17 protein-coding genes are annotated in these 18,690 nt (G+C 57.3%); 10 read left to right on the plus strand and 7 right to left on the minus strand.

Going from position 1 to position 18,690, the window contains the following annotated elements; translation table 11 throughout:
• Window positions 1–15 precede the first annotated feature (15 nt).
• Window positions 16–936: a LysR substrate-binding domain-containing protein gene (locus tag EPE01S_RS09315; protein ID WP_062744367.1), complete on the minus strand. Its 921-nt coding sequence runs from the start codon at window positions 934–936 to the stop codon at window positions 16–18.
• A gap of 150 nt (window positions 937–1,086) precedes the next feature.
• Here EPE01S_RS09315 and EPE01S_RS09320 point away from each other — a divergent pair, with 150 nt between their 5' ends.
• Window positions 1,087–1,476, plus strand: a complete 390-nt coding sequence (locus EPE01S_RS09320; protein WP_062744368.1) for a tautomerase family protein — start codon at window positions 1,087–1,089, stop codon at window positions 1,474–1,476.
• 47 nt (window positions 1,477–1,523) lie between these two features.
• Here the strand turns inward: EPE01S_RS09320 and EPE01S_RS09325 are convergent, their stop codons facing one another.
• Window positions 1,524–2,675 (minus strand): porin, encoded by a 1,152-nt coding sequence (locus EPE01S_RS09325; RefSeq protein WP_062744369.1) that lies wholly within the window; start codon window positions 2,673–2,675, stop codon window positions 1,524–1,526.
• Between the two features lie 129 nt (window positions 2,676–2,804).
• Here EPE01S_RS09325 and EPE01S_RS09330 point away from each other — a divergent pair, with 129 nt between their 5' ends.
• From EPE01S_RS09330 to ampH, 3 genes are all read left to right on the plus strand, one after another.
• Window positions 2,805–3,068, plus strand: a complete 264-nt coding sequence (locus EPE01S_RS09330) for a hypothetical protein (RefSeq protein ID WP_062744370.1) — start codon at window positions 2,805–2,807, stop codon at window positions 3,066–3,068.
• Window positions 3,069–3,433: 365 nt separating this feature from the next.
• Window positions 3,434–5,734 carry a phosphatidylglycerol--membrane-oligosaccharide glycerophosphotransferase gene (opgB, locus tag EPE01S_RS09335; RefSeq protein WP_062744371.1) on the plus strand — a complete coding sequence of 767 codons (2,301 nt, stop codon included), beginning with the start codon at window positions 3,434–3,436 and terminating at the stop codon, window positions 5,732–5,734.
• 220 nt (window positions 5,735–5,954) lie between these two features.
• Entirely contained in the window at window positions 5,955–7,130 is a 1,176-nt protein-coding gene (gene ampH / locus EPE01S_RS09340) for a D-alanyl-D-alanine-carboxypeptidase/endopeptidase AmpH (protein WP_062744372.1), read from the plus strand.
• Window positions 7,131–7,266: 136 nt separating this feature from the next.
• On the opposite strand, the gene EPE01S_RS09345 is transcribed toward ampH, so the two are convergent.
• Window positions 7,267–7,581, minus strand: coding sequence for a helix-turn-helix domain-containing protein (locus EPE01S_RS09345; RefSeq protein ID WP_062744373.1), 315 nt, complete (start codon window positions 7,579–7,581; stop codon window positions 7,267–7,269).
• Between the two features lie 120 nt (window positions 7,582–7,701).
• On the opposite strand from EPE01S_RS09345, the gene EPE01S_RS09350 reads away from it, so the two are divergent.
• Entirely contained in the window at window positions 7,702–7,959 is a 258-nt protein-coding gene (locus tag EPE01S_RS09350) for a helix-turn-helix transcriptional regulator (protein WP_062744374.1), read from the plus strand.
• Window positions 7,960–8,104: 145 nt separating this feature from the next.
• On the plus strand, window positions 8,105–8,908 hold the full coding sequence (nlpA, locus tag EPE01S_RS09355) for a lipoprotein NlpA (protein ID WP_255210141.1): 804 nt from the start codon (window positions 8,105–8,107) through the stop codon (window positions 8,906–8,908).
• 46 nt (window positions 8,909–8,954) lie between these two features.
• Here the strand turns inward: nlpA and EPE01S_RS09360 are convergent, their stop codons facing one another.
• Complete coding sequence (locus tag EPE01S_RS09360) at window positions 8,955–9,512, minus strand: YecA/YgfB family protein (RefSeq protein WP_062744375.1); 558 nt, start codon at window positions 9,510–9,512, stop codon at window positions 8,955–8,957.
• A gap of 206 nt (window positions 9,513–9,718) precedes the next feature.
• Here EPE01S_RS09360 and EPE01S_RS09365 point away from each other — a divergent pair, with 206 nt between their 5' ends.
• Window positions 9,719–10,531, plus strand: coding sequence for a GNAT family N-acetyltransferase (locus tag EPE01S_RS09365; protein WP_062744376.1), 813 nt, complete (start codon window positions 9,719–9,721; stop codon window positions 10,529–10,531).
• 55 nt (window positions 10,532–10,586) lie between these two features.
• Here the strand turns inward: EPE01S_RS09365 and malM are convergent, their stop codons facing one another.
• From malM to malK, 3 genes are all read right to left on the minus strand, one after another.
• Complete coding sequence (gene malM / locus EPE01S_RS09370) at window positions 10,587–11,477, minus strand: maltose operon protein MalM (protein ID WP_062744377.1); 891 nt, start codon at window positions 11,475–11,477, stop codon at window positions 10,587–10,589.
• A 216-nt stretch (window positions 11,478–11,693) separates the two neighbouring features.
• Window positions 11,694–12,992 carry a maltoporin gene (locus EPE01S_RS09375; RefSeq protein WP_162901007.1) on the minus strand — a complete coding sequence of 433 codons (1,299 nt, stop codon included), beginning with the start codon at window positions 12,990–12,992 and terminating at the stop codon, window positions 11,694–11,696.
• 26 nt (window positions 12,993–13,018) lie between these two features.
• Window positions 13,019–14,128 (minus strand): maltose/maltodextrin ABC transporter ATP-binding protein MalK, encoded by a 1,110-nt coding sequence (malK, locus tag EPE01S_RS09380; RefSeq protein WP_062744379.1) that lies wholly within the window; start codon window positions 14,126–14,128, stop codon window positions 13,019–13,021.
• Between the two features lie 376 nt (window positions 14,129–14,504).
• Between malK and malE the strand changes: the two genes are divergently transcribed.
• The 3 genes from malE (at window position 14,505) to malG (ending at window position 18,276) form a co-directional block, all read left to right on the plus strand.
• Window positions 14,505–15,719 carry a maltose/maltodextrin ABC transporter substrate-binding protein MalE gene (gene malE / locus EPE01S_RS09385; protein ID WP_062744380.1) on the plus strand — a complete coding sequence of 405 codons (1,215 nt, stop codon included), beginning with the start codon at window positions 14,505–14,507 and terminating at the stop codon, window positions 15,717–15,719.
• Window positions 15,720–15,807: 88 nt separating this feature from the next.
• A complete protein-coding gene (malF, locus tag EPE01S_RS09390; RefSeq protein WP_062744381.1) occupies window positions 15,808–17,373 on the plus strand; it encodes a maltose ABC transporter permease MalF in 1,566 nt (521 codons plus the stop codon).
• 12 nt (window positions 17,374–17,385) lie between these two features.
• Window positions 17,386–18,276, plus strand: a complete 891-nt coding sequence (gene malG / locus EPE01S_RS09395; protein WP_062744382.1) for a maltose ABC transporter permease MalG — start codon at window positions 17,386–17,388, stop codon at window positions 18,274–18,276.
• The last annotated feature ends 414 nt before the right edge of the window (window positions 18,277–18,690 follow it).

An 18,690-nucleotide genomic window follows, 5' to 3' on the forward strand; every position in this document is an offset into this window, starting at 1 on the left:
CAGCGACCGCACCGATCAGGCGCTGGCGAAGGCTTCACGCAGCCAGTGGATAAACCCGCTGACGGCACGCGGCACCTGCGCTGACCACGGGCGCACGACATATAACATATCGGCAAAAGCACCGACCGCTTGCCACTGCGGGAGCAGTTGTACTAAAGCCCCATCCTTTAGCGCGGCTTGAGCACTGAAGTCCGGCAGCAGTGCAATACCCAGTCCCTCCAGCGCGGCATCGCGGATAGATTCACTGTTGTTGGTGGCAAAGGGCCCGCTAACGTTAACGACAACGCGTTCTCCCCCCGTTAACGGCTGGAAGTTCCAGCGCGGGAGTTCCACCCCACGCGGATAATAGAGGCACAGGTGCTCACTCAGCGCCTGCGGGCAGGACGGGTGACCATAGCGTGACAGATACGCCGGGGACGCGACGACAACCGCATGAGTCCGGCACAGCGGCAGGGCAACGTGGGTCTCCGGCAGGCTGTTGCTGTGGCGAATGGCCAGATCAAAGCCCTCGCTGGCCAGCGACACCAGCCGGTCAGACACCTCGAGCTGGACGCGCACCTGAGGATGCTCCCGCAGGAAAGCGGTGATATGCGGCACCAGCTGCTGGCGGGCAAAGGCCACCGGCGCGGTCACACGAACCAGCCCACGTAACGGACCGGCAGAATCCCGCACGCCAAAAAAGCTCTGTTCAATCTGCGCAAATGGCGCGCGCAGGTCATCCACCAGCTTTTCACCCGCGCTGGTCAGGCGCACGCTGCGCGTGGTACGCGTCACCAGCGGTACGCCGGCCAGCTGTTCCAGCTCTTTGATCTTCACTGACATCGCGGCCTTACTCACCTCCAGCCGTTCTGCGGCAGCGGTAAAGGTGCCCTGCTCGGCCAGCACCGTCAGCCAGTGCAGATGGGTCCACAGCGCGTCCGTTTTCAGTTCTTTCATGGCATTGTTCACTATAGTAAATAATCAATTCAAGTATAGCGCTTTTTCCCGACGGTAATTATGGGTAAATTGGCCTCCTGAGACAGCGGCAGACCTCACGCCGCCACGTCCGGTTAAATCCTGTTATTTACTTACCACGCCGAGGTTTCCATGCCACTACTTCAGTTTGATGTCATTCAGGGCCGTTCCGAGTCAGAGCTGAAAACACTGCTGGATGCGGCGCACCGTGCAGTGCTGGCGGCGTTTAACGTCCCCGAGCGCGATCGCTATCAGATTGTTCACGAAAACAAAGGTTATCAGATGGTATTTGAGGATACCGGCCTGGGGCTGCAGCGTAGCGATAATATGGTGATGGTGCGGGTGTTTACCAGTCCGCGCAGCAGCGAGCAGAAGCAGTTCTTTATGGCCGAACTGTGTCGGGAACTGAAGGAGAGCTGCGGCATTCTGCCGTCAGACGTGATGATAACCTTTATCACCAACGATAAGGGCGACTGGAGCTTTGGCAACGGCGTGGCGCAGTATCTGACTGGCGAACTGTAAAACCGGACGGCTCCCCGGCAGGATACCGGGGAGCCGTCCGTCGTTCATCAGAAGTCGTAACGCAGACGCACCAGGTTCATGTCGCCCAGGTCGTCGGTGCTGGAAGTAAACACGTGTTCGTAATCCACACGGAATCCGTAATCCAGCTTCAGGGTGACACCCACACCGTTATCGATGCGCTGGTAATCACGCCCGGTCACATACTGCATACGATCGCCCATCACATAAGGCATAACGGACGTCAGACCATAGGCCCCGACCGGCACGGTATAGCCCGCCAGATACTCAACCCCCCAGGCATTCCCGGAGAAGTAGTTATCCACATCCACTTTTTTGGTGGTGAGGAAATTATCGTACCAGCCGCCACCGACAGTGAAGGTCCAGTTATCCGGTTTCCAGCTTAACGCCGTACCGATAATATTCTGATCGTAGGTTTTGTCATCGCCGTTACCCGGGTTACGCATCTCTGCACGGGTATAGTTCCACGCGGTGCCCCACGTCAGGTCTTTGGTGATGTGATAATCCACACCCAGCGACCCGCCGCCCTGACGCTTGTAGCGCAGACCGTTGCCCGGTAAATACTCACCGTCGGAGAACAGGTAAGAGGCGTAAACATCCGCATCGCCGAAGGTATTTTTATATTTCAGCATTTTGCGGCCACGGTAGGAACCGTCGTAATCGCCATTAATGCCGTTACCCGGCGCCTGGCCGAGCATATCGTAATCCCAGATATCGGTTTTCACTCCGACCACATCATAATAGACGCTGTTCTGCTGGCCGAAGGTCAGCTGGCCCCAGGTATTACTTTTCAGACCGGTATATAACATACGGCGGGAGGTGTTATTTGCCCCATCCGCATGATGATTATCCCAGCTAAATACAGCCGGAATATTCACCCCCAGTTCGTAATAACTAATCCAGCTAATATCATCAAACAGATAATAATCGGCGGCAAAGCGGAAGCGCGTCCCACCATCGAAACCATTACGTTTGTAGGAACCTTTATCGCCGTCACCGGTCATATTATTGAACTGAGGGCGAATACTGCCGCCGACGGTAAAGTTCAGCCGGCTTAACGGATCGCCAGCCTGAGGGTCCTGTTTCAACACGGTAATTTCCGCCTGGGCAGCAAACGACGTGCTGCCAATAATCAGCCCCAGACCAATGGCCTGAGTTAAAACGCGCATTTTTGTTAACATTTAGAATCCCTGCGTAATATAGTCAAATAAATAGCAGGAAAAAGAATATCCTGAACGACGATAAAAAAGACGCTGTCCCGATAAGGTTTTGTGCTTTTTAATGAAGAAAGAGATTAACTAAATATTTCAATGAATGTTTTTATTCACACTATTAATCATATTGTGCTTTATTTCACTGCTGAGATGAAAAACAGCCAGACACCTCTGATTGACAGTCAACAAAGCATGACCCGGGTTACGCTCTTTTTTGGCAGCGTTAAAAAGTCAATATTGCGCATTTTTCACTCTCTTTCTGCAGGCACTGACCGCCTGACCGATCGCAGCGATACCTCATCCTCAGGACAGGTGCGGACGGAGAATATCAGGAAGGTCATTTGTGTGAGCCAAATCTGAATTTCAGCATTATTTTGACGCCGCAAAACACATTAGCGCGGTTTATTTTACGCGGCCGATTTTCATTCCCTTCCGGTCAGTATTGCCGGCTGAGGCTTAACAGCCAGGGGCTGATGCCCTCTGCTCTGCGGGTTCACGGCGATCGGCCCGCGCCCCCGGACGCGCCGTAAGGCAGGTTTCTGCCGCCCAACCTAAACAAATGTTAAACGGCTGAGAACCAAATCGCTGTGTCACGCGTTTTCCCTGTCCCCTCTGAATGTTGCCAGGGATAATTTGCTGCGTTAAGTTACTTCGTTACACTCCTCATTTTTCACCTCGCAGACACCTGACAGGGATTGCGTCACAGACAGGGTAAGATCGATCTAATGGTTTCAGAATGGGTATCGTTATTGTTTTTTATCGCTTCAGCGTCACTGTACACATGGAAGGCAGGACGTCATAAGCTGTGGTTTATTGCCGTGCTGGTGCTGCTTGGCATCTATATCATTCTCAATGCTTCGCTGCTGGCCAGTAACTATTTTACCGGCGAAGGAATTAATGATGCGGTGATTTATACCATTACCAGCAGTCTGAGCGGCGCCGGAATGCAGAAGTATATTCTGCCAGCTGCTGCGCTGATAACCGGTTTATTCCTGCTGTTTCTTTTATTATCCTGGGTATTACGCCTGCGGAAAAGCCACGACTACAGTCAGTTATACAGCGCCCTGGCACTGATACTGGCGCTGGCTTCGATCAAAACCACTCCTGCCTATCAGCAGGTGGCGGCGCTGATTAAATCGCAGATCGCTAAAGGGGATTCGGACTTTGACGCCCACTACAAGGTGCCAGGGAAAACCCTGCGGGGCGATCGGCCAAACCTGGTCTATATCTATGCGGAAAGCCTGGAACGTACCTATTTTGACGATAAGGCCTTCCCGAAGCTGGCTCCGGAACTGAGCGCGATCAAAAATAATGCGGTGGACTTCAGTAACACCGAGCAGCTTCCCGGCACCGAATACACCATTGCCGGGATGGTGGCGTCGCAGTGCGGCATTCCGCTGTTTGCGCCGTTTGACGGCAACGCTTCCAGCTCGCTCTCCTCCTTCTACCCACAGAATATCTGCCTGGGGGATATTCTGAAGTCTTCCGGTTACCAGAACTACTTCTATCAGGGGGCCAGCCTGAGCTTTGCCGGCAAGGATCTGTTCCTCTCTTCCCACGGCTTTGACCATGCCTACGGCTTTAACGAGCTGAAAAGTCTGGTGAAAGATCCTAAGTATCGTAACGACTGGGGCTGGTACGACGATACGGTGCTGGATCTGGTCTTCGAAAAATATCTGGAGCTGGCAAAGAAGAACCAGCCCTTTTCACTGTTCGCGCTGACGGTCGACACGCATCATCCGGACGGGTTTATCTCACGCAGCTGCCAGCGAAAATCGTATCCTTTTGAAGGAAAAGAGAATAAATCTTTTGCCGCCGTGGCCTGCGGTCAGGAGCATATTGCGGCACTTATCGAAAAAATTCGCGCCACGCCGTATTTTAAGAACACCATTATTGTCGTCAGCTCCGATCATCTGGCGATGAACAATACCGCGTTTAAATACCTCAATCAGCACGACCGACGCGACCTGTTCTTTATGCTGCGTGGCGATGATGTCAGCAGCCGGGTGGTCAACGTCAAGCGCAGCACGCTGGATAACGGTGCCACCGTACTGGATGCGATGGGCGGCGATAACTTTATTGGCCTGGGCCGCAGCAGCCTCTCTTCCACCTCGCTCTCTGCGACCTATCTCAACATTAAAGAGAAGATCACCGAGTGGAAGCCCGACGTTATCCAGCTGTGGAAGTTTCCGAAGAGCATCTCTGACTATAAAATTGATACGGAGAAAAACCTGTTCAGCTTCTCCGGCTCCCACTTTAAGCTGCCGCTGCTGCTGTCCGTGACGCCGGGTAAGATTGAACCGAAGCTGGACGCCTGGCTCGCCACGCCGCTGAAGCAGCAGCTGGCGAAGTTTGCGCCCGACGAGAAGTTTGTCTGGATTGACCGCTGCTACAAAATAGGCAGCGTGTGGGATGACAAACTGACGATGGATAACGGGCTGTGCGTGGCCAACGGCACGCTGAACGCGGCTCCGGTCATCTCCCGGGTACAGCCCGGGAATACGCCGGGTAAGATCGTCTTCCCGGCGAAGGCTGGCACCGCGCAGAGCGATGAGCAGTATCAGCGTAGCATCACGCGCCTGAAGATAGCTGATACTGACCTGAAATACCGCTCTGACACGGTGCTGTTTAATCTGCCAGGCCTGCCGCAGCAGGTACAAAAGGTGTCCGGCCTCTCCTATGTTGAACAGTGGGGACGCTGGTCAGATGCCAATCTGCTGCCGCAGGTGACCGTTCAGTACCTGGAACCGCTGCCTGCCGACTTTACGCTGACGCTGACCGGCCGGGCCTATGGCCCTAATGCGCTGCGCCCGGTGACCATCAGGGTCGGCGGCTGGCAGCAGCAGGTGACGTTTGGCGAGCAGGACAGCACGCTGACGTTACAGGTAAGCAATCCCGGCCATGCGCGTTCGATTATCATCGTGCCGCCGGAGCCTGAGGAATCCAGCCTGGGACTGACGGACGGTTTTGCCGCCCGCAAACTGGGCATTGGCCTTGTCAGCCTGCGGGTCGCCCCGCAGCCCTGACGGGGCACATTTTCTCCACCGGAAAGACTTGCAGTTAAAATCAGAAAATCTACTATGTACTCTGAATAATTCGGGTTGCAGTGAGGCGCTAACGTCCGGCGCTCCCGGCAGTGTGGCCCCCCGGTGACGGAGGGTCAGCAAGCGCAGTTAACGCCCATGCCACCCGAAATATGACGAGTATAAAGTGGTTATCTATTTACTTTACAGGGATGCCTGCCCGTTGAAATCTCCGCTCTATGCTTTACTGCTGCTCCCTGCACTGGCGCTGCCACTGCAAAGCCAGGCACAGCCAAAGCCTGACCCGCTGATGGCGTCACAGACCGTTGAACGGTACGCCGACAATATCTTCTATAACACCAAGGCCAGCGGCATGGCGATGGTTGCGATTGATGCCAATCAGCGCATTTTCGTCAGCCGGGGCACCGTACGCCCCGGCAGCCAGCAGCGTCCGCAGAAAGACTCCCTGGTGCGCATCGCCTCCCTCAGCAAGCTGATGACCAGCGAAGTGATGGTGAAACTGTCTGAACAGGGCCGTCTGAAGCTGAACGACCCCCTGAGCAAATATGCCCCGCCGGGCAGCCGCGTGCCCGAGTATAACGGCCAGCCGATCCGCCTGATCAACCTGGCGACCCATACCAGCGCCCTGCCGCGCGAGCAGCCGGGAGGCAAAGCCAATCGGGCGGTGTTTACCTGGCCGACCAACAGCCAGCGCTGGAACTGGCTGCGCAGCGCCCAGCTGAAATGGGCACCGGGACAGCGCGCAGGCTACTCCAATCTGGCGTTTGACCTGCTGGGTGATGCGCTGGCCCGCGCCGGAGGCAAACCCTATCCTGCGCTGTTACAGGAGCTGGTCACCAGGCCGCTGGGCATGAAGGACACCACCTTTACGCCCTCCCCGGACCAGTGTCGTCGCCTGATGATCCCGGCCAAAAGCCCGAGTCCGTGCAATAACTCACTGGCCGCCATCGGCAGCGGCGGCGTCTACTCCACCCCGGATGATATGGGCCGCTGGATGCAGCAGTTCCTTGCTTCGGACGTCAACAGCCGCAGCGCACAGGCCGACCGTCTGCAGACGATGATTTATCAGCGCAGTCAGCTCACGAAAGTGGACGGGATGGACGTACCGGGGCGTGCTGATGCCCTGGGCATGGGCTGGGTCTATATGGCCCCGCGCGACGGTCGCCCGGGGATTATTGAAAAAACCGGCGGTGGCGGCGGCTTTATCACCTACATGGCGATGGTACCGCAGTACAGCGTCGGGGTGTTTATCGTGGTCGCCCGTTCGCCGGAGACGCGCTTTACTCCGATGAGCGATGGCGTCAACAATCTGCTGACCGAACTGATCGGCAATACCTCCGGTAGTGCTCAGCTGGCCGCCAGCATTATGGCCAACTGATCTCTCTCCTGGCTTGCGTCAGCGGGCCAGGAGCAGAGCGCACTTTCTGCCCCTGGCGACGCCGTCAGGTGGCGGGACGCCTGCCGTTCGCCGGCTGATAAACCGTCCCATACGATCTGCCCCTGACAGGCGAATATCACTCAGGCCGTGCGCTCCCACCTTCTGATGTCGGCGGTTCAGCCGTGTCACGCTGCCGCGAGCGCCGCAGCAGTTGCTCGCGAGCCAGCAGCCTGCCACGTTTATCGAAATAGCGGCTGGGCCAGATCTCCGAAGGGTGCATCCCCAGCGCAGCGGCAATAATAAACTCCCCTTTAGGCCAGGGCCTTTTCAGGGCGTTTGCCAGCGTGCCGGAACTTAACCCCACTTTGCGTGACAGCTCCGCCAGAGAGGTTTGTCGCTTTTTCATCGCCGCGACAATGTCGGCGGGGTGCATATCAGTTTTTTTCTTCATGCCTTCCTCTGCTTGTTTTCCAGGTCTGATATCGTCCAAAGCCAATACTAAGTAATACTTAGTACATTTTACACGGGCAGCTTAGAGAATCCTGTTAATTGCTCACAAATCAGGATCGACATGCTGCCACATCGTTTGAAAGAAGCCCGGGTAAAGAAAGGAATATCACAACAAAAACTGGGGGTCTTGGCGGGGATTGACGAAGCGACTGCCAGCGCACGGATGAATCAATACGAGCGCGGTATCCATGTCCCGGACTTTGAACTGGTGTGCCGCATTGCTGAAGTACTGGACGTTCCTGCCTGCTTTTTCTATACCCTGGAAGATGAGCTGGCCGTTCAGATCTGCCTGTGGCATGCTGAGAGTAAAAAAGCGTAATTCCCGCCCCCGCCCTGCCTTACAACCTCTGATTATAACGCCACCCTTTTTATCATAAGCCGTCATGTTGACTCCGTGCGCGATTTGCGGTTGTTTGATATGCCTCCAGCTTATTGAAATTAAGGAAAATAATGTGAAATATCCCCTGGGCCATACCGTAAAATCCGCCGCGCTGATGATGGCGATCCTGCTTGGCGGCTGCGACCAGAAACATGACGATGCCCACCATATTAAGGTCGGGGTAATCAACGGTGCCGAGCAGGATGTGGCGGAAGTGGCCAAAAAGGTGGCGAAGGAGAAGTACGGCCTGGAGGTGGAACTGGTCGGGTTCAGCGGCTCGCTGCTGCCGAACGATCCGACAGCGCACGGCGACCTGGATGCCAACGTCTTCCAGCATCGTCCTTTCCTGGAACAGGACAACAAAGCCAAAGGCACCACGCTGGTGGCCGTCGCCAATACCTTTGTGTTCCCGATGGCGGGCTATTCCAGAAAGATTAAACAGGTCAGCGAATTAAAAGACGGGGATACCATTGCCATCCCTAACGACCCGACCAACCTGGGCCGCGCCCTGCTGCTGCTGCAGAAAGAGAAGCTGATTACGCTCAGGGCCAATACCGGCCTGCTGCCGACGGCGGTCGATATTATCGCCAACCCGAAGCGGCTGAAGATCATGGAAATGGAAGGGGCGCAGCTGCCGCGCGTGCTGGATGATGCGCAGGTGACGGTGGCGATTATCAGCACCACCTATCTGCAACAGACGGGGCTGAATCCGGTACGCGACAGCGTGTTTATTGAAGATAAACAGTCGCCGTACGTCAATATCATCGTCACCCGGGAGGAGAATAAAGACGCCGCCAACGTGCGCGACTTTATTAAATCCTACCAGTCACCTGAAGTGGCAACCGCAGCAGAGACTATCTTTAACGGTGGGGCTGTACCGGGCTGGTAACCGGTAAAGGGTCAGCCCCGCGCATCAGCGCGCGGCTGGCCGGGGCTTAGTGCAGCAGCCACTTAGCATGCAGGCTGATGGCCGCTGAACGGATCGCCTCAACGCTCTGTCCGTACTCTTCCGGCGTCAGCTTCTCCAGACGGGCGAGGTTTTCCTCGTTGCCATGCAGCGCGATCGTCGCCAGCTCAGGTTGCAGGGCCACCGGCAGGGATGACCAGTCTCCCAGCGCCACGCCTTTCATATAGCCAAAGCACCAGTCTTCTACCACGATGAACTCCTGATCCTCCACGGTATTGAGGCCGAACAGCGGTTCGAACTGATCCGGGTAATCACTGAGGCGATCGGCAATATCATTCATATGCTGGGCGAGCAGATCCATAAACTGCTCAAACTCTTCGTCCGATTCCCACTCAGGATCGTTCTCTTCCCCACCCCAGATCACCGGCAGCCACTGCTGAGGCTCCACCAGCACCGGGCCGGAGAGGATAGCCGTGAACAGGCCATCCAGCTCAGAAGCATCCACCACCGACGCCTCACTGCCGTACTTCATTAAAATATCGTCCAGCCATTCCAGTTCTGCTTCGGTCAGAGGGCCTTGTTGCATGGTGTTACCTCGCTGCTTATATCCGTTTTCACCCGGCGTTTACCGGTTTATGAGGCTATTCTGGTAGTCTGACGGGGAAAAAGCCACCGTCGTGACATACTATTTCATTCAGCGGTAAGCTTACCGGGCTTCAGCCGCCGCCCGCGCTGAATACTGAGCACGGAGAGGGCTTCTGCCAGCAGCCATCACGACAACGGAGTCTGACTATGTCATCTGTCTTTGTTCCTGCGCTTCACTTCAGCATCGTGCAGCTCAGTGACATCATGAATACCTGCTTTCAGCAGTATGTGGTGCCACTGTCGGTCACGCCGGACTATTTTGCTACGCGCTTTGGCGCTGAAGGGCTGAATTTTCAGCACTCCGGCGTGTGGATGCAGGGGGAGACGCCCATGGCCATCGTCCTGATTGCCACGCGCGGTCGTGAGGCGAGGATCGCGGCCTTTGCGCTGAACCCGGACTTTCGCGGTCAGGGGCGGGCGAAGCCGATGATGACGGCAGTGCTGTCCCGCCTGGCGGCGGAGCATATCGGGCCGATCTGGCTGGAGGTCATCGGGGATAATACGGCGGCGATCGCGCTTTATGAGACGCTGGGCTTTCGCATTACACAGACGCTGCTGGGGTTTAGCGGGCCGGGCCCCTCACCGGGATCTGCGCCCCCTCTTGAGCACACGCCCACCGACGTGCTGTTGCACGCCATCTGGCGCGCCTCTCAGGAGGAGACGCCGTGGCTGCTTGATCCGCTCGCGTTCCCGGCGCTGCCCTGTGAGGTCGTGGGCAACGGTGAGCCTGCATGGGGGGTGATCGACCGGCTGACGGGGACGCCACAGCTGCGTTATCTTTTTGTTGATCCGGCCTGCCGCCGTCAGGGGCTGGGCAGCGATTTGCTGGCCAGCATCGGTGCGCACTATCCGGGGATCCGCACGCCCGTGGCGGTACCGCAAAGGCTGGCTCCCCTGTTCCACAAGGCTGGCTTTGAACCGATGGCGCTGACGCAGTATGAGATGTGTTTAAGCCGGTAAATCCGCCCAGGCCCGCGCCCCTCCCTCACCGCGAGGGGCGGCGGTTAAACCGCTATCAGCGTTTCACGCTGTCAATAAAGGTTTGCCGTGCCGTTTTCGACCCGAGGCGTTCCGCTTCGTCCAGCAGCTTCAGCGCCTTATCCACGTTGCCCGCTTTCACCGCTTTCTTAATTGCGTCGTTAAAATAGCTTTCAGAATCGTCGAGCATCGGCTCCGCCGCTTTCGCCGGCGCTGGCGGAGTTGCCGGCGCGTTATTGCCCACCACCACCGGTGCAGCTGCCGGTGCCGCTGCCGGGAAGATCTGGCCAATCATCACGTTGCCGGTTTTCTGCTCGGCGGTGACTTTCAGGCTTAACGTGCCGGCCGGCGTATGGCGCGCCACCGGATCCGGGATATCCGGCACGGCGTTACCCACGCCCGCCGCATAGGCTTTCGCCGGGTTCACCATCTGCGTACTGCCCGCCAGATCCTGGCGCGTGGTATACACCAGCAGGAAGATCTGTTTCTGGCCCAGTGCAGGCGTCAGTTTCAGGGTGCCCTCCAGACGGTCGCTGGAAACGATGCCCGGCGGCTGATACGGGAAATAGCTGGAAGGGTAAAAGGCTGCCGGACGCATCTGCTCATCCAGCACTAACACGTTCGGGGCATACACCGTTTTACCGGTGGCAATACTGGTCAGCGTGATCTCAAGCGATCCCCGGTCGGCAGGCAGGGCAAAAGCCGCCACGGCCCCCTGAATATCACCCTGATTAATCTTTGCGCTGGCGGTTCCCAGCGTCACATCCTGCGTCACCGGCGGTACCAGCGGCGTCCATGAAAGGTGGCGCAGGGTCTCACTCGCGATCGCCGGGGCGGTATTGGCATCATGCTGCGCGGCAAACACCCCGGCAGGCGACGCCGCCAGCAGGCTCAGCGACAGACACAGTGACAGCAGATTTTTTCTCATCGTTGTTTCCTTTTGATCACGCTAAAGGCTGGCGGCTATCCACTGATATACCGCCAGCCAGCACTTCTTAGCTCATGTTAAACACAGCTTTTTCCAAACTGTTTCGTGTTGCTGGAAGGCGGCAAGTGGCCAAGTCCCCGGGAACGTAGACCACTACGTGACCGGGGCGAGGCCGCGCAGCCAACGCATCAGCAGCGCGAAACAGGAAGGAAAAAGTTACCACCAGACTTCCATCTGCGCGCCAAACGTCACTTCATCGTCATTGCCACGGCTGAACGTACGGGCGCTGGTGTCATTCATGGCTAAGCCGTTGCTGGTGCCGGTATCCGTGTCATAGCCCCACTTCTCATCCCAGTTCGCATAGGTGGCGAACACGCGGATGGCCGGACGCGACCAGATACTGCTGCCTGCCTGCCACTGCTGGGCCAGGGTCACTTTGTACTGACCGTTGCGGTCGCCGGTACGCTGGGACTTGACGTTGTCATAGCCCACTTCCAGCAGGGTGCTCATGATCGGCGTCCACTTGTACATCGGGCGCATACCCACGGTGTACCAGGTGGTGCCGTTGTTGTTGTCACGGTCAACGTCCTGGTACATGCCGACATACATCAGGCTCCAGGTGTCGTTGAAATCAATGGCACCGTGGTCGAGCACGCGCACCATGCTGCCGTTGTTGTTGATCGCCGAACCGTTGGAATGGCCGTTGGCCGCGCCCTGCCCCGGATCGGTCATGGCGTCAGCGGCATACTGCACCACAAACTTGTTGAAGCCGTTATAAATGCTCTGCGTGTGCTCCGCCGTCAGCAGCCAGCCGTCTTTGGTGGCATCGTCAGCCAGCGAGTAGCCATCACGCGCATTGGCACGGCCGTAGTCCACACCCAGCTCCAGCACGCCGCCCGGGTTGGTGTTCAGCCCGGCCAGACGCACGTCGAACACATCGTTGGAGGTGGCGACTTCATTACGCTGGTCGGCGATATAGCCGAACGATCCGCCGCTTTCGGTATTACGTGTGGCAGCCAGTGACAGCTTACCGAAGCCCAGGTCGATATCCTCCAGACCGGCACCCGGGCCCGAGATATCCCAGTAGTAGAAGTCAATCATGTGCACGTCATGACGCTGATAGAAGCGCTTACCGGCCCACATTGTCGCCCCCGGCAGCCATTCGATCAGGTTTTTCCCCTTCACGTTGGCCTCACGGAAAGCCGGATCGGTTGACTCCCAGTCGTTCTGCTGCGACACGGAATAGGCGACGTTAGTATCAAAGTAGAAACTCTTATCGCCTTCCTTCCACACTTCCTGACCCAGCTTTAACTCGGCATAGGTTTCACACTCGTTACCCAGACGGTATTTGCTGTCGGCACCGGTGGCTTTGAAGCACTGCTGCTCGCCGCCGCTGCCTGACCAGCCAATCCCGGAACGGGCATAACCGGTAAAATCAACCGCCATCGCTTGTGCAGAAAGGATACCGGCAGCCACTGCCAGCGACAGGGAAGCACTACGCATTGTTATCATCATTTTCTCCTGTAGGGGATCGCGTGCTTTCAAACGCCGGGTTCGGGGTGTAACCGGCGACATGCTGTTCCATCTTCGCGGAACAGATGGCAGCGGTGTGGCGGCAAACCGATGGCGAATGTTGCACCTTCTTCTACCAGCACCACGTCATTCTGGCGGTACACCAGGTTCTGACGGATAGCCGGAATTTGGATATGAATCTGGGTTTCGTTACCCAGCTGCTCTACCACCTGAACCTCACCGGACAGCGTCACTTCGGCGATGTCGCCCGGCAGCAGATGTTCGGGGCGCACCCCCAGCGACAGATTGCTGCCGACGATCACGTCGGTGCCTTCCACCGGCAGCCAGACCTGCTGACGGTTGGGCAGCTCAACCTGCACGCGCTGTGGTTCCACACCGGTGACTTTGACCGGCAGGAAATTCATTTTTGGCGAGCCGATAAACCCGGCGACAAAGCGGTTGGCGGGGTAGTGATACAGTTCAAGCGGTTTGCCGACCTGGGCGATGTGCCCGGCGTCGAGCACCACGATTTTGTCGGCCAGCGTCATTGCTTCAACCTGGTCGTGGGTGACGTAAATCATGGTGCGCTTCAGGCGCTTATGCAGACGGGATATCTCAATGCGCATCTGTACGCGCAGCGCGGCATCAAGGTTAGACAGCGGTTCATCCAGCAGGAAGACCGTCGGTTCCGCCACCAGCGTACGGCCAATCGCCACGCGCTGACGCTGCCCGCCCGACAGGGCTTTCGGACGGCGTTCCAGCAGATGCGCCAGCTGCAGCACCTCGGAGACCTGGTTCACCCGCTGACTGATTTCAGCCTTCTTCGTCCCGGCCAGCTTCAGCCCGAACGACATGTTCTCAGCCACCGACAGGTGGGGATACAGCGCATAGGACTGGAACACCATGCCGATCCCACGCTCTGCGGGCGGCACCTCGTTCATGCGTTTATCGCCAATTTTCAACTCACCGGAGGTGATGTCTTCCAGACCGGCAATCATCCGCAGCAGCGTTGACTTACCGCAGCCGGAAGGGCCGACAAACACCACGAATTCGCCTTCCTGGATGTCCAGATTGATGTCGCTGGAAATCACCGTCTTACCAAAGGCCTTGTACACGCTGTTAAGGGAAACGCTCGCCATCCTGAACTCCTGTACCTGAATCCTGCGAGAAAACTCGATGCAACGAAGAGTGAAGGAATAGCGGTTAAGCGTAATCATCCGTAACAAAGTTTTTCACGGGGGAGACGCAGGGAGTACGCGGGCACCCTGCCTGCGGCTGAAAGTTCACATCAACCTGCAAATTCGTGATCGGGGTTGCAAAAAATGAAGGGGATTGTTGAGCGGTAAAGCACATAACGCCTGAGAGTGTCGGTGGGATCACACTCTGAGAGCCGGGGGCGTAGAGGGGGGGATGATGAAGCCAGGCCGGGTTGAATCCACACTGACGCGGTACCCTGTCATCCCGTCTGTGACATCAGCCTTACCGGCTCCTAACAGAGAATAAAAGGATTGGATTATGACTCTCAGCATTAAGGCTCCTTCCATTAAAAAAGTCGTTCAACATGCCCTGGCCCTCTCCGCGCTTGCGTCCATGGTGCTGTCCTCTTCTGCCTTTGCCAAAATAGAAGAAGGGAAGCTGGTCATCTGGATCAACGGGGATAAAGGCTATAACGGCCTGGCGGAAGTCGGTAAGAAATTCGAAAAAGACACCGGCATTAAAGTCACGGTAGAACACCCGGACAAGCTGGAAGAAAAATACCCGCAGGTGGCGGCCACCGGCGGCGGCCCTGACATTATTTTCTGGGCGCACGACCGCTTTGGCGGTTATGCCCAGTCCGGCCTGCTGGCGGAAGTCAGCCCGGACCAGGCGTTTAAAGACAAACTGTTCCCGTTCACCTGGGACGCGGTCACCTTCAACGGCAAGCTGATCGGCTATCCGGTCGCGGTGGAAGCGCTGTCGCTGATTTACAACAAAGACCTGATTAAAGACGCGCCGAAAACCTGGGAAGAGATCCCGGCGCTGGACACCGCGCTGCGTGCCAAAGGCAAAAGCGCCATCATGTGGAACCTACAGGAACCCTACTTTACCTGGCCGATCATCGCCGCTGACGGTGGTTATGCGTACAAGTATGAAAACGGCAAATACAACATCAAAGACACCGGGGTGAATAACGACGGCTCCCGCGCCGGCTTACAGTTCATTATCGACCTGGTGAAAAACAAACACATTAACGCCGACACCGACTACTCCATCGCTGAAGCCGCCTTTAACAAGGGCCAGACCGCGATGACCATCGACGGGCCGTGGGCGTGGTCAAACCTCGACAAGAGCAAAATCAACTACGGCGTGGCGCTGCTGCCCACCTTCCACGGCAAACCGTCTAAGCCGTTCGTCGGCGTGCTGACTGCCGGGATTAACGCCGCCAGCCCGAACAAAGAGCTGGCAAAAGAGTTCCTGGAAAACTACCTGATCACCGACGCGGGCCTGAGCGACGTCAACAAAGACAAACCGCTGGGCGCGGTTGCGCTGAAATCGTACCAGGAAAAACTGGAGAAAGATCCGCGCATCGCCGCCACCATGGCGAACTCGAAAAACGGTGAAATCATGCCGAACATCCCGCAGATGAGCGCGTTCTGGTATGCCGAGCGCAGTGCGATTATCAACGCGGTGAATGGCCGTCAGACCGTGCCGCAGGCGCTGAAAGACGTTGAGTCGCGCATTACCAAATAAATACGTTAACTGACTGATGCCGTTGAGGTAATGAAATAAACGGTGCGGAGCCTGCGGGCTCCCCATCGTTCCTACAAGGATAGCCCCTATGCCAGTAGCCCAAACCGGTCTGACCGCTGAAAAAAAACGGCCGTTGAGTCATGCGCTGAAATGGCTGGCCATCGGCCTGCTCGCCTGCTTAACCGGTTATCTGATCGTGCTGATGTATGCGCAGGGTGAATATCTGTTTGCCGTGCTGGCCCTGATCCTCGCCAGTACCGGCCTGTATATCTACGGAAACCGCCGTGCCTACTCATGGCGCTATGTTTACCCCGGCCTGGCCGGCATGGCGTTATTCGTCCTGTTCCCGCTGGTCTGCACCATCGCCATTGCCTTTACCAACTACAGCAGCACCAACCAGCTGACGTTTGAACGTGCGCAGTCGGTGCTGATGGGCCGTGAATTCCAGGGCGGCAAGGCGCTGAATTTTGCCCTCTACCCGTCCGGCGACCGCTGGCAGCTGGCGCTGACCTCTCCGGACAGCAGCGAGGTGCTGGTTTCCCCACCTTTCGCCTTTGATGCCTCTGACGCGAAAACGCTGACCCTGACGCCGCAGGCGGCCCCCACCGGGGAAAAAGCCGGGCTGCGCGTGGTGACGCAGAACCGTCAGGCGCTGGGCAAACTGCAGGCCGCCCTGCCGGACGGCAGCATCCTGCGCATGAGTTCCCTGCGCCAGTTTTCCGGCACGCAGCCGCTCTACCAGTTGAATAAAGAGAACCAGCAGCTGACCGATGCCCAATCCGGCGTGGTCTACCGGCCGAATATGGCGAGCGGTTTTTACCAGGCGGTGAACGCCGGGGGAGAATGGCAGGCAGAAAAACTCAGCCCCGGCTTTACCGTCGGCATCGGCTGGGACAACTTCCTGCGCGTGCTGCACGATGACGGCATTCAGAAACCCTTCCTGTCTATCTTTGTCTGGACGGTGATTTTTGCGCTGCTCACCGTGGTGCTGACCGTTGCCGTCGGCATGGTGCTGGCCTGCGTGGTGCAGTGGGAAGAACTGAAAGGCAAAGCGGCGTACCGTATCCTGCTGATCCTGCCCTACGCCGTCCCGGCGTTTATTTCCATCCTGATCTTCAAAGGGCTGTTTAACCAGAGCTTCGGGGAGATCAACCTGATGCTCAACGCGCTGTTTGGGATTAAACCGGCGTGGTTCAGCGATCCCTGGACGGCGAAGAGCATGATCATCATCGTCAATACCTGGCTGGGGTATCCCTACATGATGATCCTGTGCATGGGCCTGCTGAAGGCGATCCCGGACGATCTCTACGAGGCGTCGGCAATGGACGGTGCAACCCCGATGCAGAACTTCTTCCGCATCACGCTGCCGCTGCTGATCAAACCGCTGACGCCACTGATGATCGCCAGCTTTGCCTTTAACTTTAACAACTTCGTGCTGATCCAGCTGCTGACCAACGGCGGGCCGGACATGCTGGGCACCACCACGCCTGCCGGGCATACCGACCTGCTGGTGAGCTACACCTATCGCATCGCCTTTGAGGGCGGTGGCGGGCAGGACTTCGGACTGGCGGCGGCGATTGCCACGCTGATCTTCCTGCTGGTCGGCGCGCTGGCTGTCGTCAACCTGAAAGCCTCACGTATGAAATTCGACTAGGGAGTAACAACAATGCCGATGGTAAAACCGAGGTCGCAAAAAGTCAGACTGCTGGTGACGCACCTGTTACTGCTGAGTTTTCTGGCGCTGATCCTGTTCCCGCTGCTGATGGTGTTCACCATCTCGCTGCGGCCGGGTAACTTTGCCACGGGGAGCCTGATCCCGGATCAGGTGTCGTGGGATCACTGGAAGCTGGCGCTGGGGATCAGCGTAACCAACAGCGACGGCAGCCTGACGCCACCACCGTTCCCGGTGCTGCTGTGGCTGTGGAACTCGATCAAGATCGCCGGGATCACTGCCGTGGGCATCGTGGCGCTGTCCACCACCTGCGCCTATGCTTTTGCCCGCATGAAGTTTCGTGGCAAAAGTTCGCTGCTGAAAGGGATGCTGATCTTCCAGATGTTCCCGGCGGTGCTGTCGCTGGTGGCGCTCTACGCCCTGTTTGACCGCCTGGGTATTTACATCCCGTTCCTCGGGCTGAACACCCACGGCGGGGTGATCTTCGCCTATATGGGCGGTATCGCCCTGCACGTATGGACGATAAAGGGCTATTTCGAAACCATCGACAGCTCGCTGGAAGAAGCCGCCGCGCTGGACGGTGCGTCGCCGTGGCAGGCGTTCCGCCTGGTGCTGCTGCCGCTGTCAGTGCCGATTCTGGCGGTGGTGTTTATCCTCTCCTTTATCGCCGCGATCACCGAGGTGCCGGTGGCCTCTCTGCTGTTGCGCGATGTGAACAGCTATACGCTGGCGGTGGGAATGCAGCAGTATCTGAACCCGCAGAACTACCTGTGGGGTGACTTCGCCGCCGCCGCGATCCTCTCTGCCATTCCGATTACGGCGGTGTTCCTCATCGCCCAGCGCTGGCTGGTCGGTGGCCTGACGGCCGGCGGGGTAAAGGGTTAGTTTATTGCGATATTTTTGCGCGTTATCCCGGTAACGGGTGTAGTACTTTTCCCTGTGTCCTGGGCGGCTGAATAAGCCGCCCTTTTTTATCTACTGAAGCCAGTAAGGGATAGCTACCTGAGCAACCATGAAAAACCTGTCAGCGCTTTTCCACTGGCTGACATGTCTGTGACAGGTCTGAGGCCAGTCTGAGCACGCCGGAACGGCAAAAGACGCATCCCTGCGGGCCTCGACACGCCCCCTCCCTGGTGCGTGACGTCCGGCTTACCTCAGACTGGCCCCATCCCCGCAGAACGGTTGTTCGCTGTAAGTTTTAAAACAGCAATAACATGATGCTCTCTGCGAATTGGTTTGGATGTTGACCTGGGTTTTGACGTTGAGGCGGCATTCAGCAGCGCTGAGGAAGCACAGTGA

Source organism: Erwinia persicina NBRC 102418 (assembly GCF_001571305.1).
GTDB lineage: Bacteria > Pseudomonadota > Gammaproteobacteria > Enterobacterales > Enterobacteriaceae > Erwinia > Erwinia persicina.